Consider the following 25,826-nt stretch of genomic DNA (forward strand, 5'->3'; position numbering starts at 1 on the left):
TTAGCCAAAGTGGACGGGGGCGTCCGTTATCGTCCTTCGGGCCGGCTCCGATCGATCCCGTCGGTCCCGTCGATCTCACCGATCCCGTCGATTCCACCGACCTCGTTGAACCCATCGATCCCACCGGCCTCATCGAACCCAGAGCAAGGAGACGACCTTGAAGGCAGTCGCCATCCAGGCGTTCGGATCTCCCGAAGGTCTGGCACTGATCGACATCCCCGTCCCGACTCCCGGCGCCGGACAGGTGCTGATCGCCAATGAGGCGATCGGCGTCGGCGGCTCCGACGCCGTGATCCGCCGCGGGACCCTCGCCGGCTACGGCTTCAAGGAAGGCCATATCCCCGGCAGCGAGGTGGCGGGCACCGTGACCGCGGTCGGCGACGGCGTCGACACATCATGGGTCGGTCAGCGCGTGTGGGCGTTCACCGGTGTGCACGGCGGCTACGTCGAAGAGGCGATCGCCGCGGTCGAGGAAATCCTCCCCCTCCCCGCGGGCCTCTCCGCCGTCGACGCGGTGACGCTGGGGAGCTCCGGCATCGTGGCCCACTTCGCCCTGTCCCATGCCCACTTCGCTCCCGGCGAGTCGGTGCTGGTGCGGGGCGCGGCCGGCAGCCTCGGCATCATGACGGTCCAGCTCGCGGCGCGTGGCGGTGCCGGGGCGGTGGCGGTCACGACGTCGTCGGCCGAGCGTGGCGATCGGCTGGGCAAGCTCGGCGCCACCCATGTGCTGGACCGCTCGGGCGAGGGAGGCGACGACGCTCCCTCCGGCTACGACGTCATCATCGACATCATCGCCGGTGCGGACATGCCGGCCTTCTTCGCCAAGCTCAACCCGAACGGTCGGATGGTGGCCGTCGGCGCGGTCGGCGGCATGCCACCGGCGGACTTCGGTATGGCGATTATGGCGGCGTTCCAGAAGTCGATGTCGTTCGCCGCCTTCAGCGCCGCCACCGTGGCCGAGCCCGATCGACGCGCCGTGCGGACCGGGCAATTCGAGGCCGCGAGCCGAGGCGAACTGCGGACGGTGGTGCACGAGTTGCTGCCGTTGGAGCAAGCCGTACTGGCGCACCGCAAGATGGACAGCGGCGAGGTGTTCGGCAGGATCGTGCTGACACCGTAACCCGCGATGCGATACCGGCGGCCGTGGGACACGTGGCACCGTACGTACCCCGGGGGATCTTCCCGGCCAGGCGGAGGGAGCGTGCGTGGAATCGGTGAAGGGGCAGGGCGACGGCGGCACGTGGCCCACGGGACTGGCCGAGGCGATACGCGCCACCGCGGCCGACATCGCCGCCACGCTGCGCGGCGCGTCCGACACCGGGGCTCCGGTGCCCGGGTCGCGGTGGACGGTCGGGGAGGCGGCGGCACACCTGGCGCAGGCCAATGAGCTGATGGCACACCTCGCGGACGGGAAGGAACGCGGCTACGGGGACGGCACACCGCGGGGGCTGGCGGAGGCGAACCAGCACGCGCTCGCCGCGTTCGCCGAGCGCCGGGCCGAGCCGCTGGCCGCCATGATCGTGGAGCAGGCCGAAGCCTTCCTCCAGTCGGCGGCCCGGCCCGCGCCACCCGCATCATCCGCGCCACCCGCGCCACCCGCGCCACCCGCGCCACACACGTCACCCGCGCGCCCCGCGTCACACGGCGAACTCAAGACGCCGATGGGCCCGATGAGCCTCGAGGTACTGGGGTCGTATCTGCTGACCCATATGCTCGGCCACGGCTATGACCTCGCCCGTGCGCTGGGCAGCCCGCATATGCTCAACCGGGCCCGGGTCGAGCTGACCCTGCCCTTCCTGATCACGGCCATGCCACGGGTGCTCGACACCACGGTCGCCGCCGGGCTCACCGCCCGCTACGCCATCCATCTGAGGGGTGGCGCCTGCTTCGGCGCCACCTTCACCGACGGCGCGGTGACCGTCACACCGCGCCCGCCGAGCCGCCCGGACTGCACCATCCTCACCGAGCCCGTGGCCTTCCTCCTCATGGCGCTCGGCCGCCTCGGACCGTGGAGCGCCGTCGCCAGGGGCCGCGTCCTCACCTGGGGCCGCAAGCCCTGGCTCGCGCCCCGCTTCCCCACGCTCTTCTCCCCGCCCTGACCCACCCCGTGGCTCAGGTGGCACAGGACGGATGGCCCCAGCCGTCGGAGTTCTTGCTGATGCTCTCGCCCTTGGCATAGGGCGTACCGCAGCGGCACCGGCCGGGGAACTTCGCCTTGATGGACCCCTTCGCACCGGTGCTCCGCTTCGAGCCGGTGCCCCGCCCCTGTGCCGCCGCCGTACGCGGGCGCGCCGCGCCACCGCGACCGGCCGAGCGGGTCGCCGTCCGGTCCTCGGGCGGTGGCAGGGCGGAGCCCAGCGAGGTGCCCGCGGGCTGCTGGGTACGGGCCGTGTGGCTGGCCGCCTGGTCGGCGGCCGCGTTGAACGGGTCACCGTCGATCTGGTGCGCCGGAACGTAGACGAACTCCACCGTACGGCCGTCCAGCAGCTCGTCGATGCGCATCACCAGCTCGCGGTTGGCCACCGGCGACCCCGAGGCGGTCTTCCACCCCTTCCTCCGCCACCCGGGCAGCCATGTGGTGACCGCCTTCATCGCGTACTGGGAGTCCATCCGCACCTCCAGCGGCACGCCCGCGTCGGTGGACTCCAGCAGCTCTCGCAGCGCGGTCAGCTCGGCGACATTGTTGGTCGCGGTGCCCAGCGGCCCGGCCTCCCAGCGCTCCACCTCACCGTCGGTGCCCGCGATGACCCATGCCCAGGCCGCGGGCCCGGGGTTTCCCTTCGATGCCCCGTCACACGCGGCGATGATCTGTTCAGCCATACGCCGATACTGCCAGCTCCGCCGACCCGGCCCGACGGCAGACCCGTCGGTCGGCCCTCTCCCCGCCCCCGGGGCGTTCACCGGATTCACGCGGAACGGGCACATCATGTACACGCGTTCGGGCGTCACACATGCGAGTCTCCGAGAGCTTGTGCCTTGAACGTCCGTACCCACGCCGTCAGTTGGCGGTCCGGGTACTCGTCTCGGAGAGGACACCCCCCACATCATGTCCACTCATCGCGTGCGCCGGTCACGGCGCCTTCCTCTGCTGGCCATCATTGCCGCGGCCGGTGTGGCCGCCCCTTCGGTCGCCGCCGCCAACACACCGGCCACGGCGGACACCACCCGGCCCACGGCCGTGCAGGCACCCGACGACTACTACCAGGACGCGGCGGGCAAGAGCGGCCCGGAGCTGAAGGCGGCGCTGCACACGATCATCAGCGAGCAGACCAAGCTGTCCTACGACGAGGTGTGGGACGCGCTGAAGTCCACGGACGAGGACCCGGACAACCCGTCGAACGTCATCCTCCTCTACTCCGGCCGCTCCCAGTCCAAGGACGCCAACGGCGGCGACCCCGACGACTGGAACCGCGAGCACGTCTGGGCGAAGTCGCACGGCGACTTCGGCACGGCCACCGGGCCCGGCACCGATCTGCACCACCTGCGCCCGGCCAATGTGAAGGTCAACAGCACCCGCGGCAACAAGGACTTCGACAACGGCGGCGAGGAGGTGCCCGACGCCCCGGGCAACCGCACCGACGACGACTCCTTCGAACCGCGCGACCAGGTCAAGGGCGATATCGCCCGGATGATCCTCTACATGGCCGTCCGCTACGACGGAGACGACGGCTTCGCCGACCTCGAGCCCAACGACAAGGTCGACAACGGCTCCGCGCCCAACATCGGCCGGCTGTCCGTGCTGAAGACGTGGAGCGCCGAGGACCCGCCCGACGACTTCGAGAAGAACCGTAACGAGGTCATCTACGACAAGTTCCAGCACAACCGGAACCCGTTCATCGACCACCCGGAGTGGGTGGACTCCATCTGGAAGTAATCCAGCTCCCGACCCTGCTCCTGCCCCGGCCCCGGCCCCGGCACGAAGACGCGCCGGGGCAGGGGCGCCGGTCCTGTGGTAGGCAGTCCTCGTGCGTATCCTCCTCCCCCTGCCCGACCGGGACTTCGACGTCACCGAGGTGGCCGTGCCCTGGAAGCTGCTGACCGGCCTCGGCCATGAGGTGGTGTTCGCCACCGAGGGCGGCGACGGTCCACCCGCCGCCGATCCGCTACTGCTCACCGGAGTGCTCTTCGGGCAGCTCGGCGCGGAGCCCGAGCCCAAGGAGTTCTACGAGCGACTGACCGGCGAGGCCGCCTTCCGCCACCCCGTCGCGTGGGCGGACCTCCGGCCCGAGGCGTACGACGGGCTGATCCTGCCCGGCGGCCACGCGCCCGGGATGCGCCAATACCTCGGCTCCGGCCTGCTGCGCGAGAAGATCGCGGAGTTCTGGCGGCTGGACCGCCCGGTGGGCGCCATATGCCACGGCGTCCTCGCCCTGGCCCGCACCCGCGACCCGGCCACCGGCCGCAGCCTCCTCGCCGGCCGGCGCACCACCTGCCTGCCCGGCTATATGGAGCGGACCGCGTACTACCTCACGGCCTGGCGCCGCGGCCGCTACTACCGCACCTACCCGGCCTACGTCCAGGACGAGGTCGTCGCCGCCCTGGCCGACCCCGCCCAGTTCGAACGCGGCCCCGTCGAGCTGCGGCGCCGCGGCACGGCCACCGATGACACCCCCGCGTTCGTCGTCCAGGACGGCAACTACCTCTCCGCCCGCTGGCCCGGCGACGCCTATCTCTTCGCACGGCGCTTCGCCACGATGCTCACCTGACCGGCACGCCCATCACGACGGGCCTTGCGTGGCCAGCCGGAGGAGAGTGGTCGCGAGGACGTCGACACCGTGGGTGCACGCTTCGGGGGTGGAGTACTCGCGGGGGTTGTGGCTGATGCCGTGGTACTCACCACGCACGAAGACCATCGCCGTGGGGCAGAGCGCGGCGATCTCCTGGGCGTCGTGTCCGGCGCCGGAGAGCAGGGGGATGTGTGCCAGACCGTGGTCGTCGGCGGCCTGCGCGATGACCTTCCGGACGCGCTCGTCGAAGGGGACATACGCGGTCTTGGCCATACGCCGGGTGGTGAACGTGAGCCCCGGCGTGCCGTCCTCCAGGGTGCGCAGGAAGGCCGCGAGGTCCTCCTCGGCGCGGGCCATCCGGGCGTCGTCCGGGTTGCGCAGATCGACGGTGAGCTCGGCGCGGGCCGGGACGATGTTGGTCAGGTCCGGGTGGACGGCGAGGTGGCCGACGGTGGCGCGCAGCTCGCCGTAGGCGCCGGAGTCGACCATGGTCCGCAGCTGGACGCCGATCCGGGCGGCGGCGAGGCCGGCGTCGGCGCGCAGATGGGTCGGGGGGGTACCGGCGTGCGCGGCGCGGCCGTGGATGGTGATCTCCTGCCAGGAGATGCCCTGAACGCCGGTGACGACGCCGACCTGGACATCGTTCTCGGCGAGCACGGGGCCCTGTTCGATGTGGCACTCGACGTAGGCGTACGGCGGGTCGAGACGGACATCGGCGGGGCCGTGGAAGCCGGTGCGGGTCAGTTCGCCGCCGAGGGTACGGCCGTCGCGATCGGTCAGTGCGTGGGCGTACTCCAGGGAGAGGCGCCCCGCGGCGACCGCGCTGCCGAGCATGTCGGTGCCGAAGCGGACACCTTCTTCCTCCGTGAAGACACCGATCTCGATGGGGCGGCGGGTGCTGATGCCCCGCTCGTCGAGGGTCCGTACGACTTCGATGCCGCCCAGGACTCCGAGACAGCTGTCGAAGGCACCGGCGGTGGCCACGCTGTCGATATGCGACCCGGTCAGCACGGGGGCCGCCGTGGGGTCGGTGCCTTCGCGGCGGCCGTAGATGTTGCCCATCCGGTCGACCCGGACCGTCAGCCCGGCCCGCTCCATCCATGCGATGACCTGACGCCGCCCGGCGGCGTCGGCGTCGGTGAGGGCCAGGCGGTTCACCCCGCGCAGACCGGTGTGCTCGTCGTCGTACGCGCCGATCTCGGCGAGGTCCATCAGTGACTGCCACAGCCGGTGGCCGTCGACGGTGATCGTGTCGGGGGTGGGGCCTGTCATATCGCGTCTCCCGAAGGTGATCGGATGCGGATGGGTTCAGCTGTCCGCTGTGGTGGCGGCGGGGTTGGCGGCGCTGCCCTCCGTGCTCAGCAGCACGACGGTCGAGGCGGGGCCGAGGCCCAGTGCGGCGCGGCGGCCATCGGCGCCGTCGCCGGTGAGCGCGGCGCGCAGCCCGGCGAGTGAGGCGGCGCCGCAGGGGCCGCTGGAGATGCCGAGCCGGGCGAGGTCACCGACCGCGCGGGCGCTCGCGGCGTCAGGGATGGCGATGGCCGCGTCGAGCCCGTCGCGCAGATGAGGCCAGGCGATGCTGGAGGGGGTGCCGCAGTTCAATCCGGCCATGATGGTCTCGCCGGTGGCGACGCTGACCGGCTCGCCACGCATGAGGCTCTCGATGACGCACGGGGCGGCCGTGGGTTCCACCGAAAGCAGCGCCGTGGGCGGCCCGGCCGGGCGGCCGCGGTAGTGGGTGACGACGGCGTGGGCCAGCGAACCCACGCCCACCGGGATGGCGATGAGGTCGGGCGCCCCCGCTCCGGCGACCGCGAGTTGCTCGTCGATTTCCGCGCAGAGCGTGGAGTAGCCCTCGACGATCCAGCCCGGTATCCGTTCATAGCCGGGCCAGGCGGTGTCCTGGACCAGGAGCGCGCCCGGTGCGGCGGCCGCCTCGGCCGCCTGGCGCACGGCCTCGTCGTACGCGCCCGTGACCTGGGCGACCTCCGCCTCCTCCGCGGCGATGGCCGCCACGGCCGCCGGATGGACACCTCGCGGGACGAAGATCCGGACGCGGTGGCCGAGCAGGCGTGCCGTCCGGGCCACGGCGCGGCCATGGTTGCCGTCGGTCGCGCTCACCAGGGTGACGGGCGCGGTGGCATCGCCCTGCACGGCCCGTGCGGCGAGGGCGCGGTGCACGGCCCAGGACGCGCCCAGGGCCTTGAAGGCGGGCAGGCCCAGACGCCATGACTCGTCCTTGACGAAGACCCGCCCTACACTCAACTCGGCTGCGATTGGGGGGAGTTCGGTCAGCGGGGGCTGCCCGCACCGGCCGGTGAGCGGAACGGCACCGGGCCCGACTCCAAGGGCGGCCCCACGGCGTCGTTGCGCTCGCTCGCCGGCCACCCCTGGGCCATGGAGCCCGAGGGCACGGCCGCCCGCCACTGGGCCATGACCCTGTGCCGGAACGCCGGTTTCGAGCCCGATGTACGGTTCGAGACCACGGACCTCCTGATCCACCTCCGCCTCGCCGAGCAGGGCCACGCCGCCGCCCTGCTCCCCAGCCTCGTATGGAACGGAGCGCCCCCGACCGTCGCGGTGCGGCAACTCCCCCGCGGCCGGCGCGCCCGCCGTGTCTTCACCGCGGTGCGCCGGGGCCGCAGCCGCCACCCCGCGATCGCGGCCTGCCGCCAAGCCCTGCGGCAGGTGGCCACGGACGTGGCCGACTCGGCCGACGTGTGAATCGAAACATCGTCGGCCCCGACCGCGGACGGTCGGGGCCGACGATGAGTGCGCTTAGGCTCAACTACCCTTAGTCGTCAACGCACTTGGGGTACTTCGAACCACGGTTGCAGTCGTGGTAGTCGTACTTGCTGACCCGGAACTTCTTCTCCTCGCCGCCCTTGGCAGGATCAACGACCAGGTAGAACTTCTTCCCGTCCTTGACCTTGTCGGTGACTGTCCCATCAGGACCCCGGTCAAAGTCCTGCGCGCACCCGGCGAGTGTGAGGGCTGAACATGCCAGGAGGGCGAGGGCAAGGCGACGCATGTCGTGCTCCGATCAACGTGAGGATTGCGAGACAGTCTAGGGGGCATCGGATCATGGCCCGGCCAGGGGTGGCGTTCGCCCATACGCGGGAAAACGCCTGATGGACGGCGGTGGGAAAGCCACGCGCCGAACCTGGCCAGGCGGCCAGGACGATGCTCACCGGGCCGGTGGCTAGGGGCGGGCGTAGGGCCGGGTGATGATCTCCATGTTGTGTCCGCCGGGGTCGTCGAAGTACGCGCCACGGCCGCCGAAGAGACGGTTGATCCGGCCGGGGTCGGTGTGGTGGGGGTCGGCGTAGTAGGTGACGCCGACCGCTACCAGGCGGGCGATCATGGCGTCGAACTGCTCATCGGGCACGAGGAACGCGTAGTGCTGCGGCTGTATGGGCTCGTCGCGCTTCTCGTAGTAGTCGAGCGTCACGCCGCCGAGATCGACGGGCAGAAACGGGCCGAACGGGGCTCCGACCTCCACTCCCAGAATCGCGGCGATGAACTCGGCGGACAGGTACCGGTCATGGGCGTAGACGGCCGTGTGATTCAGCTGGACAGCGGTGGCCGGGGGCTCGGAGTCGTGCTTGGGCCGGGCGTGGTGTGGCATCTGTGGTGGTGTCTCCGCATCGTGGAATCCGCTGGAACAGGCGCCACATACGGGCGCCCGGAGGAAGGACACGGAGGAAATGGCGGGCCTCTGGCCCGCCTCGGGCTCACGCCGAGGCCGGGCGCCTCACTCGTGCGTGGCCCATGGCCGACCCGGCAGTCACGTCACCGACTCTAGCAGCGCCCGCGGATCCGGCCCTGGGATCCCGGGGATGCACCCCGACTCGGCGTACGCGCCGTCCACGTGGCACCCGCCACACCGAGATGGGATGGAGCCGACCCGGGCGCGTCCGCCTGGCGAGCGCCATGTCCGATTTCCGCCAGCACACCTTCCCTCCCAGGGCGCACAGTGGAGGTGTGATGAGCGACGACAGCAGGTACGAGGCGGTGTGCAGCCGCGACGCGCGGTTCGACGGCGAGTTCTTCTTCGGTGTCGCCACGACCGGGATCTACTGCCGGCCGAGCTGCCCCGCCACCACGCCCCGGCGCAAGAACGTCCGGTTCTTCCCGACCTCCGCCGCCGCGCAGGGCGCGGGGTTCCGGGCCTGCCGTCGCTGCCGGCCGGACGCCGTGCCCGGCTCCGCCGACTGGAACGCGCGGGCGGACGCCGTCGGCCGTGCCATGCGGATGATCGGGGACGGAGTGGTGGACCGGGAGGGGGTGGCCGGGCTCGCCGCACGGCTCGGGTACAGCTCCCGGCAGGTGCAGCGGCAGCTGACCGCCGAGCTCGGCGCCGGGCCGGTGGCGCTCGCCCGCGCCCAGCGCGCCCACACCGCGCGGATCCTGCTGCAGACCACCGCGCTGCGGGCCTCGGAGATCGCGTTCGCGGCCGGGTTCTCCAGCGTCCGGCAGTTCAACGACACCCTGCGCGAGATCTACGCCGCCACCCCCACCGAACTGCGCGCCGCCCGGCCGGAGAAGTCCGCCCTGTCCGGGTCCGCGGCGGCGCCCGGCGGGGTGCTGGGGACCAACGGCGGGACGCGTGGCGCAACGGCCGGGGTGCCGCTGCGGCTCGCCTACCGCGGCCCGTACGACACCGCGCGGGTCTTCGACTTTCTCGCCCGGCGTGCCCTCACCGGCCTGGAGGAGATGGTGGGCGCGCCGGGCGCCCGCACCTACCGCCGCACCCTGCGGCTGCCGCACGCCTGCGCCATCGTCGAGGTCGACGAACGGCCCGGTGACGGCTGGCTGGAGTGCCGGCTGCGCCTGACCGAGCTGCGCGATCTGACCACCGCCATCCAGCGGATCCGGCGCCTGTTCGACCTGGACGCCGATCCGTACGCGGTCGCCGAGCGCCTCGGCACCGATGCCGCGCTCGCGCCCCTGGTGGCCGCGCGGCCGGGGCTGCGTTCGCCGGGCACCGCCGACCCGCATGAGCTCGCCCTCCGCGCCGTGCTCGGCCAGCAGGTCTCGGTGGCCGCCGGGCGGGTGCTGGGCGATGGGCTGATCGCCGCGTACGGCAAGCCCCTGGAGCGGCCGGACGGCGGGCTCACCCATCTCTTCCCGGGCGCGGAGGACCTGGCCGAGGCGCCACTCGCCGAGCTCGGCATGCCCGAGAGCCGGCGCGCCACGCTGCGCACGCTCGCCGCGGCGCTCGCGGACGGCACCGTGCGGCTGGACGCGGGCGCCGACCGCGACCGGACCGAGAAGGAGCTGCTGGGGCTGCGCGGCATCGGCCCCTGGACGTCCGGTTACATCCGGATGCGGGCGCTGAGCGACCCCGATGTGCTGCTGGAGTCGGATGTCGCCGTACGGGCCGGGGCCCGCGGTGCCGGGGCGCAGCTGGAGGACTCCGAGGGCTGGCGCCCCTGGCGCTCGTACGCCATGCACCACCTCTGGAACGCCCCGCGACCCCGGCCCGCGACCGCATGACCGGGAACGTCCCGATGACGGCGCGGTGAGATCGATGACCCCGGCGTGAAGAACGACGGCCCATTCTGAAACCCCGGTCCGCCGCCGCTTTACGGCCCCTTTATGCCGCTGAGAGCGTGCGCAGCGAGCACTCGCGACGAGCGCGAACTGGGGGAGGTCGTCAATGGGACACAGAAGAGGGCGCGTTGTCCAAGGGATCCTCGGTGCCGGGGCCCTGCTGGGCGCGCTGCTCGGGATCCCGCAGCAGGCCCACGCCGATCCGGCGCCGCCTCAGCCGACCGTCTGCAAACCGTGGGTGGTCATCTCCGCCTATGGCGCGGACGCCTCGGTCGGGCCGGGTGCCCCCTGGGGCAGCCCGGTCAACAGCCAGTACATCGGCGGGATCACCAACGCCCTGAAGGCGAAGGGCATCGGCACCGCCGCTCGTGATCCGGACGGCAATCCGCGGGCGGACGACGCCGTGGACATCCGCAACCTCTCCTACCCCGCGAACGCGTTGCAGTACTGGCCCTGGGAGCCCGGCTACAACGAGTCGCTGAAGCTGGGGACGGAGCAGCTCGCCCGCGAGGTGAGCTGGTACAACACCACCTGCGGCAAGGGCACCAACCTCATTCTGCTCGGGTACTCCATGGGTGCCCATCTGATGAAGCGGGCGATGCAGGATCCGCTGCTCCAGGCCAATCAGGAGGCCGTGGCCGCCGTGGTGAACGTCGCCGACCCCAGCCGGAGCAACGGCCAGCCGGGGATGGCGCAGAGCGGTCAGACGCGGACGGTGACGCCGGACTTCGCCCCGGCGGAGGCCCAGGCGGCCGACGGCGGACTGTTGCAGCGGGCCACGGTGCCGGAGACCTTCTCGGGCTTCCTCGGTGACGGCCGTTACCACGACATCTGCCGCACGGACGACCAGTTCTGCAACCGCCCCGGTCAGACCCTGCCCGGGGACTGGGTGGACATCGCCAAACGGGCCGCGGACAGCCAGGGGCCGCACGGCGACTACGCACGCGGCGCCGACTCCACCGGCGCCCAGGCGGTGGAATCCGCGCTGACGCACCAGGCGGAACGGAACACCGTGCCACCGGGACCGCCACCGGCCCCCGGGACCGGTGACTCCAACCCGCCGGACATTCCACCGCCCCCGCAGGGGCGGCCGGACGACCCTCCGGCGCCGCCGAACGACCCGAACGACAAGTCCTGCGCACCGCACGGCGACACCGACGCGACGGGCGCCGCGGCCATCAGGGAGGCGTGCGCGGTGGTCGGGGCCGACACCTGGTACACCTGGGGCGGCGGCCACGGGGTGAATCCGCCGGGGGCCACCTTCGGCCATGTGGACTCCTCGGACCCGGAGCGGAGCCGGAACGACCCCGACCGCAAGGGCTTCGACTGCTCGGGGTTCGTCCGCTACGCGTTCTACAAGGCCACCGGCTATGACGTGCTGGGCGACCGCACGGCGGAGCAGATGTACAACGCCTCGTGGCCGGTGCGGATGACGGCGGGGCAGGGCGAGGGCGCGCTGCGCCCCGGCGATCTGGTGTTCTTCGGCACCTCGGGCAATATCCACCACACCGCGATCTATCTGGGCAACGGGCAGATCGCCGAGGCCCCGCAGTCCGATGAGAAGATCCGGGTGGCCCCGCTGCGCGGCCACGACGACTACACCGGTGCCGTGCGGATCAGTGGCGCGGGGGGTGGCGGCGGTGGTGACGCGCCCCATTCCACCTGGGGCACCAATGTGCGCACCCACACCGAGCCGTCCGCCGGGTCGGCGGTGCACTCCACCTTCCCCGGGCCGACGGGGATCCGGGTCGACTGCCAGCGGCGTGCCGAGCGGGTCACCTCCGAGGGCTACACCAGCGATGTGTGGTCGCATCTGCCGGACGACGGCGGCAGTTGGGTCAGCAACATCTATGTGAAGGGGCCGGAGTGGATTCCGGGTGTCCCGGCGTGTGACGGCGATCCGGGCCAGGGCGGTCCGCCCGGTGACGGCGCCGGATCGCGGCGCGAGACCTGGGGCACCGATGTCGCCCTGCGCGGCGGCCCGTCCTCGAAGGCCCAGGCGACGGACGTGCTGCCGAAGCCGACGACGGTGCGCGTCGACTGCCAGGCGCGGGGCGAGGAGGTCACCGCGGACGGCGTCACCAACGACGCGTGGGCCCATCTGCCGGACCGCAACGCGTGGGTGTCCAACATCTACGTCCGGGGCGGCGCCTGGCTCGAGGGCGTTCCCGAATGCGACACCAACCAGGGCGGGGGCTACGGCGACAATGTCGACTTCCGTGACACGTGGGGCGATGACGTACGCGTCCACCGGGACCCCGCGCAGGGCTCACCGGCGGTGACCACGCTCCAGGGTCCCGGCCAGGTGCGGGTCCACTGCCAGGTCCACGCGGAGCGGGTGACGGCCGAGGGCTATACCAATGACGCCTGGAGCTACCTGTCCGACCGCCAGGGATGGATCAGCAACATCTATCTCAAGGGCGGTGCGTGGCAGGACGGGGTGCCGCTCTGCGCGCCGGGCAATCCGCCGCCGGGGAGGTGACCGGGGTCAGCGGGCCGCCAGGTCGCGTACCGTGCGCAGCCCGGCGGTGACATCGGCGATGGTCGCGCAGTCGCCCACCGCCGCCCTCGCGGGCAGGACGAGGTCCGTCGGGGGCCGGCGGGTGGCGACGGCGTCGGCCAGGTCCGACAGCGCGGCCCGCAGCCGGGCCGCGAGGGCCGGGTCGGGCTGTGGGGCGCCCTGGTCGAGCCGTACACCGCAGGCCGTGACCGCGTCCACGATCTTCTCCAGCGCCAGCACCACCGGCCCCCAGGCCGCCAGGTCCCGGCCGAACGGCGGGTGTTCGGCACTGGCCACCTCCACCGCCCGGCGCGCGTCGGCGAGCGCGCGGTAGGCCTCGCGGCGCAGCCGCAGCCGGGTGGCGTACGGCGCCTCGGCGGTGAGCACCCGGTCGAGGTGGTCGCGGGTGGCGCGGACCGCGAGCGACAGCCGCACCGACACCTGGGCGCGCGGGCCGCCGAGCCCGGGCAGCGCCCCGGCGGCCAGCACCACACCGCAGGCCAGGAGGGTGTCGGTGAGCCGGGTGAACCCGGGGTCGGTGTCGCCGCCGAGGTAGACCAGGGAGAGCAGCAGCGGGGTGAGCACGGCGGTCTGCAGGGCGAAGTGGCGTACCGAGACGGGGATCAGCGCGGAGCAGACCGCCGCGACGGCCACCGGCCAGGTGCCGGGGTCGCCCGCGCCGGGGGCGAGCAGCGTGGCGAGGGCGCCGAAGACGGCCACTCCCACGGCGGTGCCGAGGGCGCGGGAGAGGGCCCGCGAGACCAGCGGGCCCATGTCGGGCTTGACCAGGAAGGCGGCCGTGGCGGGAAGCCAGTACCAGTGGTCGCCCGGGAGTTGCTGGGCGAGGGCGGTGCTGGCGCCCACGCACAGGGCCACCCGGGCGGCGTACTCCCGGCCCGCCGGGCCGAGCGCGCGGCGCAGCCGCTGCCGGTGGCCGGGGACGACCGCGCCGACGGGCGGCGCCGGTTCGCCGTCGAAGACCCGCGCGGCGAGCAGCACCGCCCGGTGCATGGCCACATTGCCCGCGGTGTCGGGTACGGGGGCGGGCAGCCGGCCCGGTGGCAGTCCGGTCCGTACCGAGCGGGCCAGTTGGGCGGGGGTGCGGGCGATGCGCTCGGGGACGGGTTCGTCCTCCCACAGGAGGGTCAGGATGCCCTCGCTGAGCGCTCCGGCCACCGCCAGCCGGTCGCGCGACCGCCGCTCCTCCTCGTCGACGCGGTGCAGGGGGAGCCGATGGGCGTAGAGGGCTTCGTACGCCGCGTCGTAGGCGGCGGACAGCTTGCGCCGGGCGGCCTGGCCGCCGTCGGTGCCGACCGCCGTCATCAGATCGGCCAGGGCGTCGTACACGGCGGCCACCGCCTCCCGTTCACCGGAGGGCGCGGCCTGGCGCGAGGGGATGACGCGTGGCAGCAGCGCGGCCATGGCGATCACCCATGCGGCGCCGATGAGCAGCAGGCCCGCCCGAGCCGGCGGGGACACCGGGAGGGGCATGCCCGCGCCGACCACGGCGAGCACCATGAGCTGCACCCCGGCGGAGGAGCAGACCGGGCCGATGGCGCTGATCGCGCCGGAGACCAGGCCGACGGCGGCGAGGGCGAGCGCGATCCACGTCCCGAGGCCGAGCGTGCCCAGCCAGGCCCCGGTCAGCAGCCCGACGGCCCCGGCGAGGGCGGGCAGCCCGATGCGCACGACACGGGTGGCGCGGGTGGCCGGGCGGTCGTTGATATGAGCGAACATCGCGCCCAGCCCGGTGAGCATCCCGAACGGGGTGTGTCCCGACGCCACGCCGACGGCCACCACCGGTCCCACGCCGAGGGCTCCGCGGACCATCGCCGCCCACGGCACTGGACCCCGCAGCGCCCGCACCCCGCGCAGGGGGTGCGTCAGCCAGTCGGGCGGTGTGCGAAACGCGCGCAAGGATCCTCCGTGCGGTGGAAATCGTGGGCCTCTTCGAACCGTACGTGAGCAATGCGGAACTTTCGTAACCTGCGTATTTCCGCCATGTGAGCCGCTGATGCCCCATCCCGCGCACAACCGGCCGTCGGTCCGCGGACCCGGGTGTGACCTGGTGTTTTGTACAGTCTTCCCGGACCGGCCGGTCGGCCTGTTCAGGGCGCACATGCCAGGCTCATATGTCTCGCTCCGTGGCCAGCTTCGTGCGGAGCGTGTTGTGCTGGATACGCGGGAGAACTAGCCTCCCTTCCGCCCGTTACCGAACATTCGTCTGGTAACCGCCTTCCGTTGATCCCCAGTGCCGGAGAACGCCATGCAGGTGACCTTGCATCAGGACAAATGCGTCGCCTCGGGGCAGTGTGTCCTCGCCGCCCAGGAGGTGTTCGACCAGCGGAACGAGGACGGCGTCGCCGTACTCCTCGACGACCGCCCGCCGGCCGAGCTGCACGAGGACGTCCGTCACGCGGCCGCCGTCTGCCCCGCCCTGGCGATCGCACTGGCCGACTCGTGAGCGCACCGCGGAACGTCGTGATCGTGGGTGCCTCGGTCGCGGGGCTCACCGCGGCCGTCACACTGCGCGGCAAGGGGTACGACGGAAGGCTCACCCTCATCGGCGACGAGCCCCACACCCCCTACAACCGGCCGCCGTTGTCCAAGCAGATCCTGGCGGGCACCTGGGAGCCGGACCGGATCAAGCTGCGCACCAACGAGGAGCTGTCCGCCCTCGACGCGCGGCTGCTGTTCGGCAGATCCGCCACCGGTCTGGACACCGGCGCCCGCCGGGTGGTGCTGGACGGCGGCGACAGCGTCTCCTACGACACCCTGGTCATCGCCACCGGTGTCACCCCCAACAGCCTGCCCGGCGCCCACCATCTGGCCGGGGTGCATCTGCTGCGCACCCTCGACGACGCCCTCGCCCTGCGCGCCGATCTGCGCCGCGAGCCCGGTGTGAAGGTGGCGGTGGTCGGCGCGGGCTTCCTCGGCTCGGAGGCCGCGGCGGCGGCCCGCAGGATGCGGCTGGACGTCACCATGATCGACCCCCGGCCGGTGCCGATGCGACGGCAGTTCGGCGATCGGATAGCCGGCCTGGTCGGGCGGTTGCACAAGAAGAACGGGGTGTCCATGCGCTGTGGCACCGGGGTGCGGCGGTTCTTCGAGTCCCGCGGCCGGGTGACCGGGCTCGAACTCACGGACGGCACACTGCTGGACGCCGATGTCGTGGTGGTCGCCATCGGCGCCGCCCCGGCGGTCGGCTGGCTGGCCGGGTCCGGCCTCGAGCTGGGCAACGGGGTCGAATGCGATCCCACCTGCCGAGCGGCGCCCGGCGTCTACGCGGCCGGTGATGTCGCGTCGTGGCACAACAACCACTTCGGCTGCCGGATGCGGCTGGAACACCGGCTGAACGCCACGGAACAGGCGCGGGCCGTCGCCCACAATGTGCTCGGCGAGAACGAGCCGTTCGCCCCCGTGCCGTACTTCTGGACCGATCAGTACGACGCCCATATCCAGGCGTACGGCATCTTTCCCGCCGACGCCGAGCTCGCCGTGCTCCATGGCGAGCTCGAGGGCGGCCATTTCGTCGTCGCCTACGGACACCGGGGCCGGGTGGTCGGGGTGCTCGGCTGGAACAGCCCGTGCGAGCTGCGCAAACTGCGTCAACTCGTGGTTGACCGGGCACCGTGGGCAGCGATCCTGCCCGCTCCCCGGGCAGTGTGGCCCGGCCGACACCTCTCGGCCAGTCTCCGGTGACCGCGACGTCAATTTCCGGCCATGCGCTCTCGCGAGGCTGGCCGGGTGCTGGTCCGACGTCTTCTCCCGCAACGTGTCGCCGTCGCTCCTGGTCACTGTCGGCTCCTAGGGCTCGCCGGGTCGGTGGCCCTGGCAGCGGGTGGGGCGACGGCCGGAGCGCTACCGGTGGGGGACGCCCTCACCCCTGACTCCGGGAGAGAGGCGCTCGGGCTGATCAGCACCTACTTCGGGCTGGTGCTGCTGATCGCGGCGTGGTGGCTGCTGGGGCGCGAGGTGCGCGGACCGAAACCGCCCGGCCCCCGCTCCCTGCTGATCACGCTCGCCACCTGGGCGGCTCCCCTGCTGCCCGGACCGCCGCTGTTCAGCCGGGATGTGTACAGCTATCTCGCCCAGGGCGCGATGGTGCACGCCCGCATCGACGTCTACACCCACGGCCCCGTCCGCCTCGGCGGACCGCTGGCCGACGAAGTGGCGCCGGTGTGGCAGCACACCCCGACGCCGTACGGCCCGGTCTCGCTGGCCTTCGAATCGGCCATCGCCCACGCCTCGCGCGCCGAGCCGTCGCTCGGGGTGATCGGGCTGCGGCTGATCGCGCTGCTCGGGGTGGCGCTGATGGTGCTCGCGCTGCCCGTTCTGGCCCGCCGCTGCGGCACCGACCCGAGCGCCGCCCTGTGGCTGGGCGGCCTCAACCCGCTCCTGCTGCTGCATCTGGTGGGTGGGGCGCACAATGATGCCGTGATGCTTGGGCTGCTCGGGGCCGGACTGGTGGCCGCGACGGGTCGTTGGCCGGCCTGTGGCGCGGTGCTGGTCACGCTCGCCGCCCTGGTCAAGGCCCCGGCGGCGCTGGGGCTGCTCGCGGTCGCCACACTGTGGGCGCGCCGGGTGGAGGGCCGCAGGCGCCGCGTCGGCGCCGTGGCGGCCACCGCCGCGCTGTCCCTGGCCGCCACCGGAGTGGCGACGGCCGTGACCGGCACCGGCTACGGCTGGATCTCCGCGCTCACCACCCCGGCCTCACCGGACAACTGGGCGCTGACCAGCACCCTCGGCCGCGCCACCGGCGCCCTGCTGGAGGCCGTCGGCAGCGGTCTGGCCCCGCTGGCCGCGCCCGCGTGGCACGGTCTTGGGCTGCTGGCCACCGCCGTGGCCATCGGGGTCGCCTGGCTGCGCCGGCCCCGCCCCCGGCCGGTGTACGCGCTGGGGCTGAGCCTGATCGCGGTGGCCGTGCTCGGCCCGGCGATCCGGCCCTGGTATGTGCTGTGGGGGCTGTTCGTGATCGCGGCGGCCGGTCCGGGCGGAACGGTGCGCAAGGCGGTGGTGGCCGGGAGCGGGGTGCTCGCGCTGGCCGTGCTGCCCAACGGGTTCGCGCCGGATTCGCGGCAGCTGACATACGCCGTGTGCGGGGGCGCGCTGGCGGTCTGCGCGCTGTGGTGCGTACGGCATGCGCCGGGGTTCGCCACCGGCAACGCGCTGCCCGCCGTTTCCGGCGGCCATCGATCGGAGCGTTCGGCATGACGGGGCCCACCACATCGCGCGGCCGGCTGGCGCTGGCGCTCACCCTCACCGTGGCGGTGGCGCTGTTCCTGGCCTTCGTCCCGCTGCACCGGCACTGGTTCGACCTCAACGTCTACTACGACGCCGTGGGCCACTGGGTGCGGGACGGCCGCATCTACGACTTCACCATCCCCGGCGCGGACGGGGCGGACTACGGCTTCACCTATCCGCCCTTCGCCGCGCTGTGCATGCTGCCGATGGCCCTGTTCACCTGGCCGGCCGCGATCACTCTCAGCATGGTGCTCAACGTGGCCGCCTCGGCCACCCTGCTCATCTGGCTGATCGGGCCGATCGTCCAGCGGCACGGCTGGAACAAGTGGTTCGCCTTCGTGGTGGCGGCCTGTCTGTTCGTCCTGCTGGAGCCGGTGCGGGACACCTTCAGCTTCGGGCAGGTCAATCTGCTGCTGCTGGTGCTGGTGTTCTTCGACGCCTGGCTGCTGTCCACGGGGCGCGGCCGGTTCGCCGGCTGCGGTATCGGGCTCGCCGCCGCCATCAAGCTCACCCCGGCGATCTTCATCGGCTATCTGCTGATCACCCGGCGGTGGCGCGCCGCGGCGACCGCCACGGGCACCGCCGCGGCCGCCACCCTGCTGGCCCTGGCGGTGGCCCCGGGAGCCTCGCGGGTCTACTGGACCGAGGCGCTGTGGGACACCGACCGGATCGGGGTGCTCTCCTACGTCTCCAACCAGTCGTGGGAAGGGGTGCTGGCCCGGCTGGTCGATCCGGTGCCGCCGAGCGGGATGGTGTGGGCGCTCGGGGTGCTCGCCGTGCTGGCCGTCTGGGCGCACCGGGTGCGCTGCGCGGTGGCCGTGGGGGACGAGCGGGCCGGGTTCGCGCTGACCGGGGTGGCGGCCTGTCTGATCAGCCCGATCACCTGGGTGCACCATCTGGTGTGGCTGATTCCGGCGCTGGCGGTGCTGGTCGACAGCGGGCTGCGGCCGGACGCCCCACCGGCCCGGCGCAGGCTGCTGCTCCAGGTCGGAGCGCTGGTGTACGTGCTGCTGTGCAGCAGTGTGGTGTGGCTGTGGCGGTTCGACTCCACCGGGGTGGACGGCTTCCTCGGCAGCAACACCTACGTGTGGATCTGCCTCGGCCTGCTGATCGCGCTCCCGCTGCGCGGTGCGCGTTCCGCGACGATGCTGAGCCAAGAGCCGTATCCGGCACGTATCCCATGACCGACAGGAGTGTCCGGACCGATGCCCGAAGCGATGCCGCGCCCCGCGGAGCAGCCCCTGGACCGGCCCGCGGAGCGGGCGGAGCGCCGGCCCCTGTACCGGCGGCTGCCGCTGCGCCAGATCCTGTGTCTGCTGCCGCTGCTCGTCGTGGGTGTCTGGGTGGTCCAGCACCGGTCGCTGATCGGCTCCGGTGCCCGTCAGATGTTCACCGCCAATCCGTACTGGCTGCTGACGGCGGTGGCGACGACCGGCCTCGGCTGGGTGGCGGTGTCGTTCGCCCGGCAGGGCACGGTGCTGGAGCGGCTGCCGGCCAGACGGCTGTTCGCCACCCAGTTCGCCGCGGGGGCGGCCAATCATCTGCTGCCGTCGGGGATCGGTGCCGGCGCGGTCAACATCCGGTTCATGACGGGCTGCGGGCTGCCGCCCGCCCGCTCCTCGGCGGCGCTGGCCCTGTACTTCCTGGCCGAGGCCACGGCCCGGGTGGGGCTGCTGCTGGTGCTGCTCATGGCGTTCCCCGAGGCGCTGCGGCTGGGCCCGCTGCTCCCGGACTCGGTGAGCGGGATGGTGGTGACCGGGGTGGTGGCGGCGGCCGGGGTGCTGGTGGCCGGGGTGGCGCTGATCCGTCCGGTGCGCCGGCTCGTGGTGACGTTCCTGCGCACCGCGCTGGCCGACGCCCGTTCGCTGCATATGCGGCCGTCCAGGGCGCTGGCGCTGTGGGGTGGTTCGCTGGCGTTTCCGCTGCTGCAGGCGGCGGGGCTGGTGGCGGTCGCGCTGGCGCTTGAGCTCGAGGTGCGGCCGGCGCATGTGATGCTCGCGTATCTGGCCGCCACGGCGGTGGCCGCCGTCGTCCCCGCCCCCGGTGGTATCGGCTCGGTCGACGCGGCGCTGGTCATCGCGCTGGTGGCGGCGGGGGCGCCGGTCGAGTCGGCCACGTCCACGGTGCTGGCGTACCGCTTCATCACGGTGTGGCTGCCGCTGATCCCCGGAGCGCTGGTGCTGGGCGGGCTGGTGCGCTGGAAGATCGTCTGACCTGGCGGATCGGAGTACCCGGCGGATCGGTACCCGGCGGATCGGGGCACCCGGCCGGGTCAGGGCCCGCGCAGGGTGAGGACGTCGTCGGGCCGGACGTCGATGTGCGAGCCGAGGAAGGCCCCGACCCGGTCGAGGGTTCCGCCCAGCCAGGCGGCGTCCTCGTGGCCGGTGCGCTCCAGCCGCATCCGCCGTGACCGCAGGGGCACCATGCGCAGGCTCATCAGGCGACCGGTGTCCGGGTCCAGCTCGGGGAAGTAGAGCAGCCGCAGATCGTCGCGGTACCGCTCGTAGCCGCCGATGCCCTCGTAGTCGTCGACCATGTCGCCGCAGCCGTAGATGACCAGCTTGCCGCGGTACACCTCGAGGGGGCGGGGGTGGTGGGAGGAGTGGCCGTGGACGAGGTCCACACCGCCGTCGATCAGGGCGTGGGCGAAGTGGATCTGGTCCGGGGAGACGCCGTACCCCCAGTTGCCGCCCCAGTGGACCGAGGCGACGGCGAGGTCGCCGGGGCGCTTGAGCTGCCGTACGCGGACGGTGATCGCGTACGCGCGGGCGTCCGACAGCTCGGGCAGGAAGTCGACCCCGGACCGGTTCTCGGCCGCGGCCCACCGGCCCGGGATGCCGCTGGAGGCCGCGCCGAACGAGAAGACCAGCACCCGGCGCCGGTCCCCGGCCGGGACGGCGGCGGGGCGCCGCGCGGCGGCCGCGTCATGGCCCGCTCCGGCCACCCGGAGCCCGGCGGCGGCCAGGGAGTCGAGCGTCTCGTCGAGCCCGCGCCGGCCGCCGTCGAGCACATGGTTGTTGGCCAGCACGCAGACATCCGGCCGGACCGCGGTCAGACAGGGGAGGTTGTCCGGGCTCATCCGGTAGTGGACGTCCTTCCCCGGGGCGAACTCATCACTGCGGGTGACGCTCGTCTCCAGGTTGAGCACCCGCACCTCGGGCGCCTCCTCGTCCAGCACCGCCAGGGCGTCGCCCCAGGGCCAGGAGAAGTCCACCGGGCGCGGGATCGGGCCGTTCGCCTGCTCCGCCAGCTCGACATAGGCCCGGGAGTCGCGGATGTAGGGCTCGTGGAGCTCCGGATCGCCCGGATGCGGCAGGATCTGGTCGACCCCGCGGGCGAGCATCACATCGCCGCAGAGGAACAGCGTCACCGCCGTGTCGTGCATACCTCAACGATAGGCGTGCGTCGCCATGAGCGGCCGTGGCCGGGCCGGGACCCGCGGGGGCGGCCGCCGGGGGCGTGGGCGTCACGCGGCACGGGCGCCGACCTCCTGCCCCAGGCGGGCGCAGGTGCGGTTGATGAGCCGGGAGACATGCATCTGGGAGATGCCGAGCCGATCGGCGATCCGGCTCTGGGTCTCGTCGCAGAAGAACCGCAGGTAGAGGATCTCCCGCTCGCGCGCGGGAAGCCTGCGCAGGCACGGCTTGAGGGATTCGCGCTGGACCACCCGCTCGTAGGAGGACTCGGTCGAGCCGAGGGTGTCCACCAGCGCGTAGCCGTCGTCCGCACCACGCAGCGCGGCGTCCAGCGACAGCGTGCGGAAGCTGTCCAGCGCCTCCATGCCGACGAGGACGTCCTCCTCGGTCATTCCGGTGTGCCGGGCGATGTCCTTGACGCTGGGCGAACGGTCGTCCGGTGAACGGGTCAGCTCCTGGATGGCGGTGCGGACCCGGTTGCGCAGCTCCTGGACCCGGCGCGGGACGTGCAGGCCCCACATATGGTCGCGGAAGTGCCGCTTGACCTCCCCGACCACGGTCGGGACGGCGTAGCTCTCGAAGGCCGAACCCCGGTCCGGCTCATAGCGCTTGACCGCCTTGACCAGGCCGACCATGGCCACCTGCCGCAGATCCTCGGAGCTTTCACCGCGGTTGCGGAACTGCGAGGCGATGCGCTCGGCCATCGGCATCCAGGCCCGGACGACATCCTGCCGCAGGATCTCCTTCTCCTGACCGTCCGGCAGATCGGCGATCCGGCGGAAGTCGGCGGAGGTGTCGGGGGCGTCGTCGTGTGCGTGCTTGGGGTGTGTTCGGGGGTGTGCTCGTGCGGACGTCATGGGCCGGTCTCCCTTGTGCTGTCATCAGTGTCACCACAGGTTCTGGCAATCCGGACAACTCGGGCGACCGTGAACACGCCTTCCGCAGCCGGGCTGCTCCCCTGGCGTGCCTCCGGTCCGAAGCACACTGTCCGCGTGCCCGTCCTCGGCGTGGCGAAACGGAGTTCATCTCCACGGATGGCGGTCCGTCCGGTGCGTCGTGCGTCACATCGGCCCGCTGCGTGACCCGTATGGGCATGTGGGAGGGGAGCGACAAGGATTCGGCCCACGATCAAGATTTACGGAGGCTTTCCCGCCGTTTCGCCTATGTGCCGTTGTCCGTACCGCCTTGGCGGACGAGACTGCACCGGTTCCCCCGCTTCCCTTCGAACGCCACAGGAGACCGGAGCGCCATGACCTCCATAGACCGTCGAAGATTCATGCAACTTGCCGGCACCGGCACGGCCATGTCCCTCCTCTCCGCCAGCATCGCCCGCGCCGCGGAGATCCCGGCGAACCGCCGGACCGGAAGCCTGCGCGACATCGAGCACATCGTCGTGCTGATGCAGGAGAACCGCTCCTTCGACCACTACTTCGGCTCCCTGCGCGGGGTACGGGGATTCGGCGATCCGCGGCCGGTGCGGCTGCCCAACGGCAAGCCGGTGTGGCACCAGTCCGACGGCTCCAAGGAGGTCCTGCCGTTCCGCCCCGAGGTGAACGACCTCGGGCTGCAGTTCCTCCAGGACCTGCCGCACGGCTGGGGTGACGGCCATGTGGCGTTCAACGACGGCGCGTACGACAAGTGGGTGCCCTCGAAGTCGGCCACCACCATGGCGTATCTGACCCGCGAGGACATTCCGTTCCACTACGCGCTGGCCGACGCCTTCACCATCTGCGACGCCTACCACTGCTCGTTCATCGGCTCCACGGACCCCAACCGCTACTACCTGTGGTCCGGTTACACCGGGAACGACGGCAAGGGCGGCGGCCCGGTGCTGGACAACGCGGAGGCCGGCTACGGCTGGACCACGTACCCCGAGCGCCTGGAGAAGGCCGGGATCTCCTGGAAGATCTACCAGGACATCGGCGACGGGCTCGACGCCAAGGGCGGCTGGGGCTGGATCGACGACGCCTACCGCGGCAACTACGGCGACAACTCGCTGCTGTACTTCAACCAGTACCGCGATGCCAAGCCCGGCGACCCGCTGTACGACAAGGCCCGCACCGGTACCGACGCCAAGCACGGCGACGGCTTCTTCGACGTGCTGCGGGCCGATGTGAAGGCCGGGAAGCTGCCGCAGATCTCCTGGATCGCGGCGCCCGAAGCCTTCACCGAGCACCCCAACTGGCCGGCCAACTACGGCGCCTGGTACATCGCCCAGGTGCTGGACGCGCTCACCTCCAACCCCGAGGTGTGGAGCAAGACCGCGCTGCTCATCACCTACGACGAGAACGACGGCTTCTTCGACCACGTGGTGCCGCCGTACGCGCCCGCCGCCAAGCGGGGCGCCTCGACCGTGGACACCACCGGGGAGCTGTACGCCGGTTCATCCTCGCAGCCCGCGGGCCCGTACGGGCTGGGGCAGCGGGTGCCGATGCTGGTGGTGTCGCCGTGGAGCAAGGGCGGCTGGGTGTGCTCGCAGACGCTGGACCACACCTCGGTCATCCGGCTCATGGAGCGGCGCTTCGGGGTCGAGGAGCCGAACATCTCGCCGTGGCGGCGGGCGGTGTGCGGCGACCTGACCGAGGCCTTCGACTTCTCCCGGACCGATGTGAAGGTCCCCGCCCTGCCGGACACCAGCGGCTACCGGCCCAAGGACAACGACCGGCACCCGGACTACGTGCCGGCGCTCCCGGCGAACCCCTCGCTGCCCCGGCAGGAGTCCGGGCTGCGCCCGGCCAGGCCGCTGCCGTACGACCTGTCGGCCGACGCCACGACCGGCGCCGACGGCGCTCTGCGGGTCGACTTCGTCCACCACGGCAAGGGCACCGCCGCGCACTTCCACGTGACCTCCGCGAGCCATCAGGGCGGGCCGTGGGGCTACACCGTCGAGGCGGGCAAGCGGCTGTCCGGCAGCTGGCAGCGCTCCTCGGCGGACAACGGCGCCTATGACCTCCAGGTGCACGGTCCGGCCGGTTTCCTGCGCCACTTCACCGGCCACGCCGCGAGTGAGGGCCCCGAGGTGACCGCCCGTCACGACCGGGCCACCGGGGAGGTCAAGCTGACCCTCGTCAACCGGGGCGACGCGACGGTGCGGCTCACCGTCACGGACGGCTACCACAAGGAGAAGCCGGCGAACTACCGGCTCCGGCCGGGCGCGCGGGTGGTGCACACCGCGCGGACCGGGCGCAGCCACCAGTGGTACGACCTGTCGGTGGCCTCCGACCACGACAGCGGCTATCTGCGCCGGCTGACCGGGCATGTGGAGACCGGCCGGGCGGGGATGAGCGACCCCGCGCTCTCGGCGGACTGAGCCTCCGCCACCGCCTCTCGTCGCGCGCCCGTCCGGCTCCCCGCCGGGCGGGCGCGCGGCGCGTTCCCCCGCCTCACATGTGGCGCTCGGGCCGTCAGCGCCGGGCGCCCGAGGCGCGGACGCGGAACCCGGCCGGGGTCTCGCCCGAGCGCCGCCGGAAGAACTTGGTGAAGACGGTGGCGTCCGGGAAGCCGAGCCGCTCGCCGATGGCCGTGGCGGACAGATCGGTGTGCACCAGCAGCCGCTTGGCCTCGAGCAGCACCCGGTCGTCGATGAACCGCTTGGCGCCGCATCCGACGGCGGCGCGGGTGGCCCGGGTCAGCGTGCGGACGCTGTAGCCCAGCCGGTCCGCGTAGTCCTCGACCCGGTGGGTGCGGGTGTAGTCGCGCTCCACGGCCTGCTGGAAGCGGCGGAACGCCTCGCTGCCCGCCGTGTCCCCGCTCCGGGCGCCGGGCAGATGGGCCAGCCGCAGCACGAGGACGGCGACGAGGTGGCGCACCACCTCGACATGCGCCTCCAGCGGCCCGGCCACCGTCCGGTACTCGCTCTCCAGCAGGTCCAGGACGCCACGCACGGCCTCGGCGTCGGCGCCCTCGGGCACCACCAGCGGGGACCGCGACGCGGGCCGGTCCAGCCGGGCGACCGCCGCCGTGGCGGCGCCGAGATAGCCGGGCGGGAAGAGCACGGCGGCGCCGTCCGCCGCGCCGAGGGCGGACCGGAACTGGTGGATCTGCCCGGGGCGCACCCACATCCAGCCGCCCTCGGTCAGCTCGTGCTCGGTGAAGTCCACCGAGCAGCGCAGCGTCCCGGAGCGCACGGTGATCAGCTGGTGGAAGGCGAGCCGCATCGGGGCGTGGACATCGAGGCCATGGCTCCGGGCGCGGGCGGCGAGTCCGGGGAAGTCCAGGACGGCCGCTCCCGGCGGGGCTCCCACGGAGGGCCGGAACGGAACCTCGGTGACATCACGGTGTCCGTTTCTGTCCATAGCGCGTCTTCAGTGTACGGCTGGTGTGTGCTGGTCCGCATCTAGCGTGGAGTGCGTTGTGGTGAACGGGTGACCGAAAGAGTCCCCA

General features: G+C 72.5%; 22 protein-coding genes. 13 read left to right on the forward strand and 9 right to left on the reverse strand.

The genetic code is table 11. The features are described 5' to 3' along the window. Window positions 1-157 precede the first annotated feature (157 nt). Both NP777_RS02860 and NP777_RS02865 read left to right on the forward strand, forming a co-directional pair. Window positions 158-1,120 carry a zinc-dependent alcohol dehydrogenase family protein gene (locus NP777_RS02860; protein WP_256648390.1) on the forward strand — a complete coding sequence of 321 codons (963 nt, stop codon included), beginning with the start codon at window positions 158-160 and terminating at the stop codon, window positions 1,118-1,120. An 85-nt stretch (window positions 1,121-1,205) separates the two neighbouring features. Beyond that, window positions 1,206-2,099: a maleylpyruvate isomerase family mycothiol-dependent enzyme gene (locus NP777_RS02865; RefSeq protein WP_256648391.1), complete on the forward strand. Its 894-nt coding sequence runs from the start codon at window positions 1,206-1,208 to the stop codon at window positions 2,097-2,099. A 13-nt stretch (window positions 2,100-2,112) separates the two neighbouring features. Here NP777_RS02865 and NP777_RS02870 read toward each other — a convergent pair whose 3' ends face one another. Beyond that, window positions 2,113-2,820 carry a ribonuclease H family protein gene (locus NP777_RS02870; protein WP_256648392.1) on the reverse strand — a complete coding sequence of 236 codons (708 nt, stop codon included), beginning with the start codon at window positions 2,818-2,820 and terminating at the stop codon, window positions 2,113-2,115. A gap of 226 nt (window positions 2,821-3,046) precedes the next feature. On the opposite strand from NP777_RS02870, the gene NP777_RS02875 reads away from it, so the two are divergent. Together NP777_RS02875 and NP777_RS02880 are read left to right on the forward strand one after the other, a co-directional pair. Then, the gene (locus NP777_RS02875) at window positions 3,047-3,874 is read left to right on the forward strand and encodes an endonuclease I family protein (protein ID WP_256648393.1); all 828 of its coding nucleotides are present in this window, start codon (window positions 3,047-3,049) and stop codon (window positions 3,872-3,874) included. 91 nt (window positions 3,875-3,965) lie between these two features. Further along, window positions 3,966-4,706, forward strand: a complete 741-nt coding sequence (locus tag NP777_RS02880; protein ID WP_256648394.1) for a type 1 glutamine amidotransferase domain-containing protein — start codon at window positions 3,966-3,968, stop codon at window positions 4,704-4,706. A 12-nt stretch (window positions 4,707-4,718) separates the two neighbouring features. On the opposite strand, the gene NP777_RS02885 is transcribed toward NP777_RS02880, so the two are convergent. Both NP777_RS02885 and NP777_RS02890 read right to left on the reverse strand, forming a co-directional pair. After that, window positions 4,719-5,999 carry a M20 family metallo-hydrolase gene (locus NP777_RS02885; RefSeq protein WP_256648395.1) on the reverse strand — a complete coding sequence of 427 codons (1,281 nt, stop codon included), beginning with the start codon at window positions 5,997-5,999 and terminating at the stop codon, window positions 4,719-4,721. Window positions 6,000-6,035: 36 nt separating this feature from the next. Then, the gene (locus NP777_RS02890; RefSeq protein ID WP_256648627.1) at window positions 6,036-7,022 is read right to left on the reverse strand and encodes a diaminopropionate ammonia-lyase; all 987 of its coding nucleotides are present in this window, start codon (window positions 7,020-7,022) and stop codon (window positions 6,036-6,038) included. A 102-nt stretch (window positions 7,023-7,124) separates the two neighbouring features. On the opposite strand from NP777_RS02890, the gene NP777_RS02895 reads away from it, so the two are divergent. Beyond that, window positions 7,125-7,451, forward strand: a complete 327-nt coding sequence (locus NP777_RS02895; protein WP_391858444.1) for a LysR substrate-binding domain-containing protein — start codon at window positions 7,125-7,127, stop codon at window positions 7,449-7,451. 70 nt (window positions 7,452-7,521) lie between these two features. On the opposite strand, the gene NP777_RS02900 is transcribed toward NP777_RS02895, so the two are convergent. Continuing rightward, entirely contained in the window at window positions 7,522-7,758 is a 237-nt protein-coding gene (locus NP777_RS02900) for a hypothetical protein (RefSeq protein ID WP_086885525.1), read from the reverse strand. 171 nt (window positions 7,759-7,929) lie between these two features. Continuing rightward, window positions 7,930-8,355 carry a VOC family protein gene (locus tag NP777_RS02905; RefSeq protein ID WP_256648396.1) on the reverse strand — a complete coding sequence of 142 codons (426 nt, stop codon included), beginning with the start codon at window positions 8,353-8,355 and terminating at the stop codon, window positions 7,930-7,932. A 359-nt stretch (window positions 8,356-8,714) separates the two neighbouring features. On the opposite strand from NP777_RS02905, the gene NP777_RS02910 reads away from it, so the two are divergent. After that, the gene (locus NP777_RS02910; protein WP_256648397.1) at window positions 8,715-10,226 is read left to right on the forward strand and encodes an AlkA N-terminal domain-containing protein; all 1,512 of its coding nucleotides are present in this window, start codon (window positions 8,715-8,717) and stop codon (window positions 10,224-10,226) included. 163 nt (window positions 10,227-10,389) lie between these two features. Then, on the forward strand, window positions 10,390-12,765 hold the full coding sequence (locus NP777_RS02915) for an NlpC/P60 family protein (protein WP_256648398.1): 2,376 nt from the start codon (window positions 10,390-10,392) through the stop codon (window positions 12,763-12,765). Between the two features lie 6 nt (window positions 12,766-12,771). On the opposite strand, the gene NP777_RS02920 is transcribed toward NP777_RS02915, so the two are convergent. After that, the gene (locus NP777_RS02920; RefSeq protein WP_256648399.1) at window positions 12,772-14,700 is read right to left on the reverse strand and encodes an FUSC family protein; all 1,929 of its coding nucleotides are present in this window, start codon (window positions 14,698-14,700) and stop codon (window positions 12,772-12,774) included. Window positions 14,701-15,049: 349 nt separating this feature from the next. On the opposite strand from NP777_RS02920, the gene NP777_RS02925 reads away from it, so the two are divergent. Genes NP777_RS02925 through NP777_RS02945 form a run of 5 tightly spaced genes read left to right on the forward strand, consistent with a single transcriptional unit; the run spans window position 15,050 to window position 20,240 of the window. Continuing rightward, complete coding sequence (locus NP777_RS02925; RefSeq protein WP_256648400.1) at window positions 15,050-15,247, forward strand: ferredoxin; 198 nt, start codon at window positions 15,050-15,052, stop codon at window positions 15,245-15,247. Next, window positions 15,244-16,485, forward strand: coding sequence for an NAD(P)/FAD-dependent oxidoreductase (locus tag NP777_RS02930; protein WP_256648401.1), 1,242 nt, complete (start codon window positions 15,244-15,246; stop codon window positions 16,483-16,485). Before NP777_RS02925 ends, NP777_RS02930 begins: the two co-directional genes overlap by 4 nt. A 21-nt stretch (window positions 16,486-16,506) precedes the next feature. Further along, window positions 16,507-17,997 (forward strand): polyprenol phosphomannose-dependent alpha 1,6 mannosyltransferase MptB, encoded by a 1,491-nt coding sequence (gene mptB / locus NP777_RS02935; protein WP_256648402.1) that lies wholly within the window; start codon window positions 16,507-16,509, stop codon window positions 17,995-17,997. Beyond that, window positions 17,994-19,211 carry a glycosyltransferase 87 family protein gene (locus NP777_RS02940; protein ID WP_256648403.1) on the forward strand — a complete coding sequence of 406 codons (1,218 nt, stop codon included), beginning with the start codon at window positions 17,994-17,996 and terminating at the stop codon, window positions 19,209-19,211. The genes mptB and NP777_RS02940 overlap by 4 nt, the downstream gene beginning before the upstream one ends. Window positions 19,212-19,232: 21 nt before the next feature. Continuing rightward, window positions 19,233-20,240 (forward strand): lysylphosphatidylglycerol synthase transmembrane domain-containing protein, encoded by a 1,008-nt coding sequence (locus tag NP777_RS02945; protein WP_256648404.1) that lies wholly within the window; start codon window positions 19,233-19,235, stop codon window positions 20,238-20,240. A gap of 59 nt (window positions 20,241-20,299) precedes the next feature. On the opposite strand, the gene NP777_RS02950 is transcribed toward NP777_RS02945, so the two are convergent. Both NP777_RS02950 and NP777_RS02955 read right to left on the reverse strand, forming a co-directional pair. After that, on the reverse strand, window positions 20,300-21,412 hold the full coding sequence (locus NP777_RS02950; protein WP_256648405.1) for a CapA family protein: 1,113 nt from the start codon (window positions 21,410-21,412) through the stop codon (window positions 20,300-20,302). Between the two features lie 81 nt (window positions 21,413-21,493). Further along, a complete protein-coding gene (locus tag NP777_RS02955; protein ID WP_256648406.1) occupies window positions 21,494-22,300 on the reverse strand; it encodes a SigB/SigF/SigG family RNA polymerase sigma factor in 807 nt (268 codons plus the stop codon). Window positions 22,301-22,692: 392 nt separating this feature from the next. On the opposite strand from NP777_RS02955, the gene NP777_RS02960 reads away from it, so the two are divergent. After that, window positions 22,693-24,753, forward strand: a complete 2,061-nt coding sequence (locus NP777_RS02960; RefSeq protein ID WP_256648407.1) for a phosphocholine-specific phospholipase C — start codon at window positions 22,693-22,695, stop codon at window positions 24,751-24,753. Window positions 24,754-24,847: 94 nt separating this feature from the next. Here the strand turns inward: NP777_RS02960 and NP777_RS02965 are convergent, their stop codons facing one another. After that, window positions 24,848-25,738 (reverse strand): helix-turn-helix transcriptional regulator, encoded by an 891-nt coding sequence (locus tag NP777_RS02965; protein WP_256648408.1) that lies wholly within the window; start codon window positions 25,736-25,738, stop codon window positions 24,848-24,850. Between the last annotated feature and the right edge of the window lie 88 nt (window positions 25,739-25,826).

The organism is Streptomyces rugosispiralis (assembly GCF_024505145.1).
In the GTDB taxonomy this organism is placed as follows: Bacteria; Actinomycetota; Actinomycetes; order Streptomycetales; family Streptomycetaceae; genus Streptomyces; species Streptomyces rugosispiralis.

What these genes read in the sequence shown, in the direction of transcription:
- NP777_RS02925 (WP_256648400.1), top strand. Translation starts at nt 15,050, where the DNA reads ATGCAGGTGACCTTGCATCAGGACAAATGCGTCGCCTCGGGGCAGTGT.
- NP777_RS02870 (WP_256648392.1), bottom strand. Translation starts at nt 2,820, where the DNA reads ATGGCTGAACAGATCATCGCCGCGTGTGACGGGGCATCGAAGGGAAAC.
- mptB (WP_256648402.1), top strand. Translation starts at nt 16,507, where the DNA reads ATGCGCTCTCGCGAGGCTGGCCGGGTGCTGGTCCGACGTCTTCTCCCG.
- NP777_RS02895 (WP_391858444.1), top strand. Translation starts at nt 7,125, where the DNA reads ATGGAGCCCGAGGGCACGGCCGCCCGCCACTGGGCCATGACCCTGTGC.
- NP777_RS02955 (WP_256648406.1), bottom strand. Translation starts at nt 22,300, where the DNA reads ATGACGTCCGCACGAGCACACCCCCGAACACACCCCAAGCACGCACAC.
- NP777_RS02950 (WP_256648405.1), bottom strand. Translation starts at nt 21,412, where the DNA reads ATGCACGACACGGCGGTGACGCTGTTCCTCTGCGGCGATGTGATGCTC.
- NP777_RS02910 (WP_256648397.1), top strand. Translation starts at nt 8,715, where the DNA reads ATGAGCGACGACAGCAGGTACGAGGCGGTGTGCAGCCGCGACGCGCGG.
- NP777_RS02915 (WP_256648398.1), top strand. Translation starts at nt 10,390, where the DNA reads ATGGGACACAGAAGAGGGCGCGTTGTCCAAGGGATCCTCGGTGCCGGG.
- NP777_RS02965 (WP_256648408.1), bottom strand. Translation starts at nt 25,738, where the DNA reads ATGGACAGAAACGGACACCGTGATGTCACCGAGGTTCCGTTCCGGCCC.
- NP777_RS02875 (WP_256648393.1), top strand. Translation starts at nt 3,047, where the DNA reads ATGTCCACTCATCGCGTGCGCCGGTCACGGCGCCTTCCTCTGCTGGCC.
- NP777_RS02905 (WP_256648396.1), bottom strand. Translation starts at nt 8,355, where the DNA reads ATGCCACACCACGCCCGGCCCAAGCACGACTCCGAGCCCCCGGCCACC.
- NP777_RS02900 (WP_086885525.1), bottom strand. Translation starts at nt 7,758, where the DNA reads ATGCGTCGCCTTGCCCTCGCCCTCCTGGCATGTTCAGCCCTCACACTC.
- NP777_RS02940 (WP_256648403.1), top strand. Translation starts at nt 17,994, where the DNA reads ATGACGGGGCCCACCACATCGCGCGGCCGGCTGGCGCTGGCGCTCACC.
- NP777_RS02960 (WP_256648407.1), top strand. Translation starts at nt 22,693, where the DNA reads ATGACCTCCATAGACCGTCGAAGATTCATGCAACTTGCCGGCACCGGC.
- NP777_RS02945 (WP_256648404.1), top strand. Translation starts at nt 19,233, where the DNA reads ATGCCCGAAGCGATGCCGCGCCCCGCGGAGCAGCCCCTGGACCGGCCC.
- NP777_RS02885 (WP_256648395.1), bottom strand. Translation starts at nt 5,999, where the DNA reads ATGACAGGCCCCACCCCCGACACGATCACCGTCGACGGCCACCGGCTG.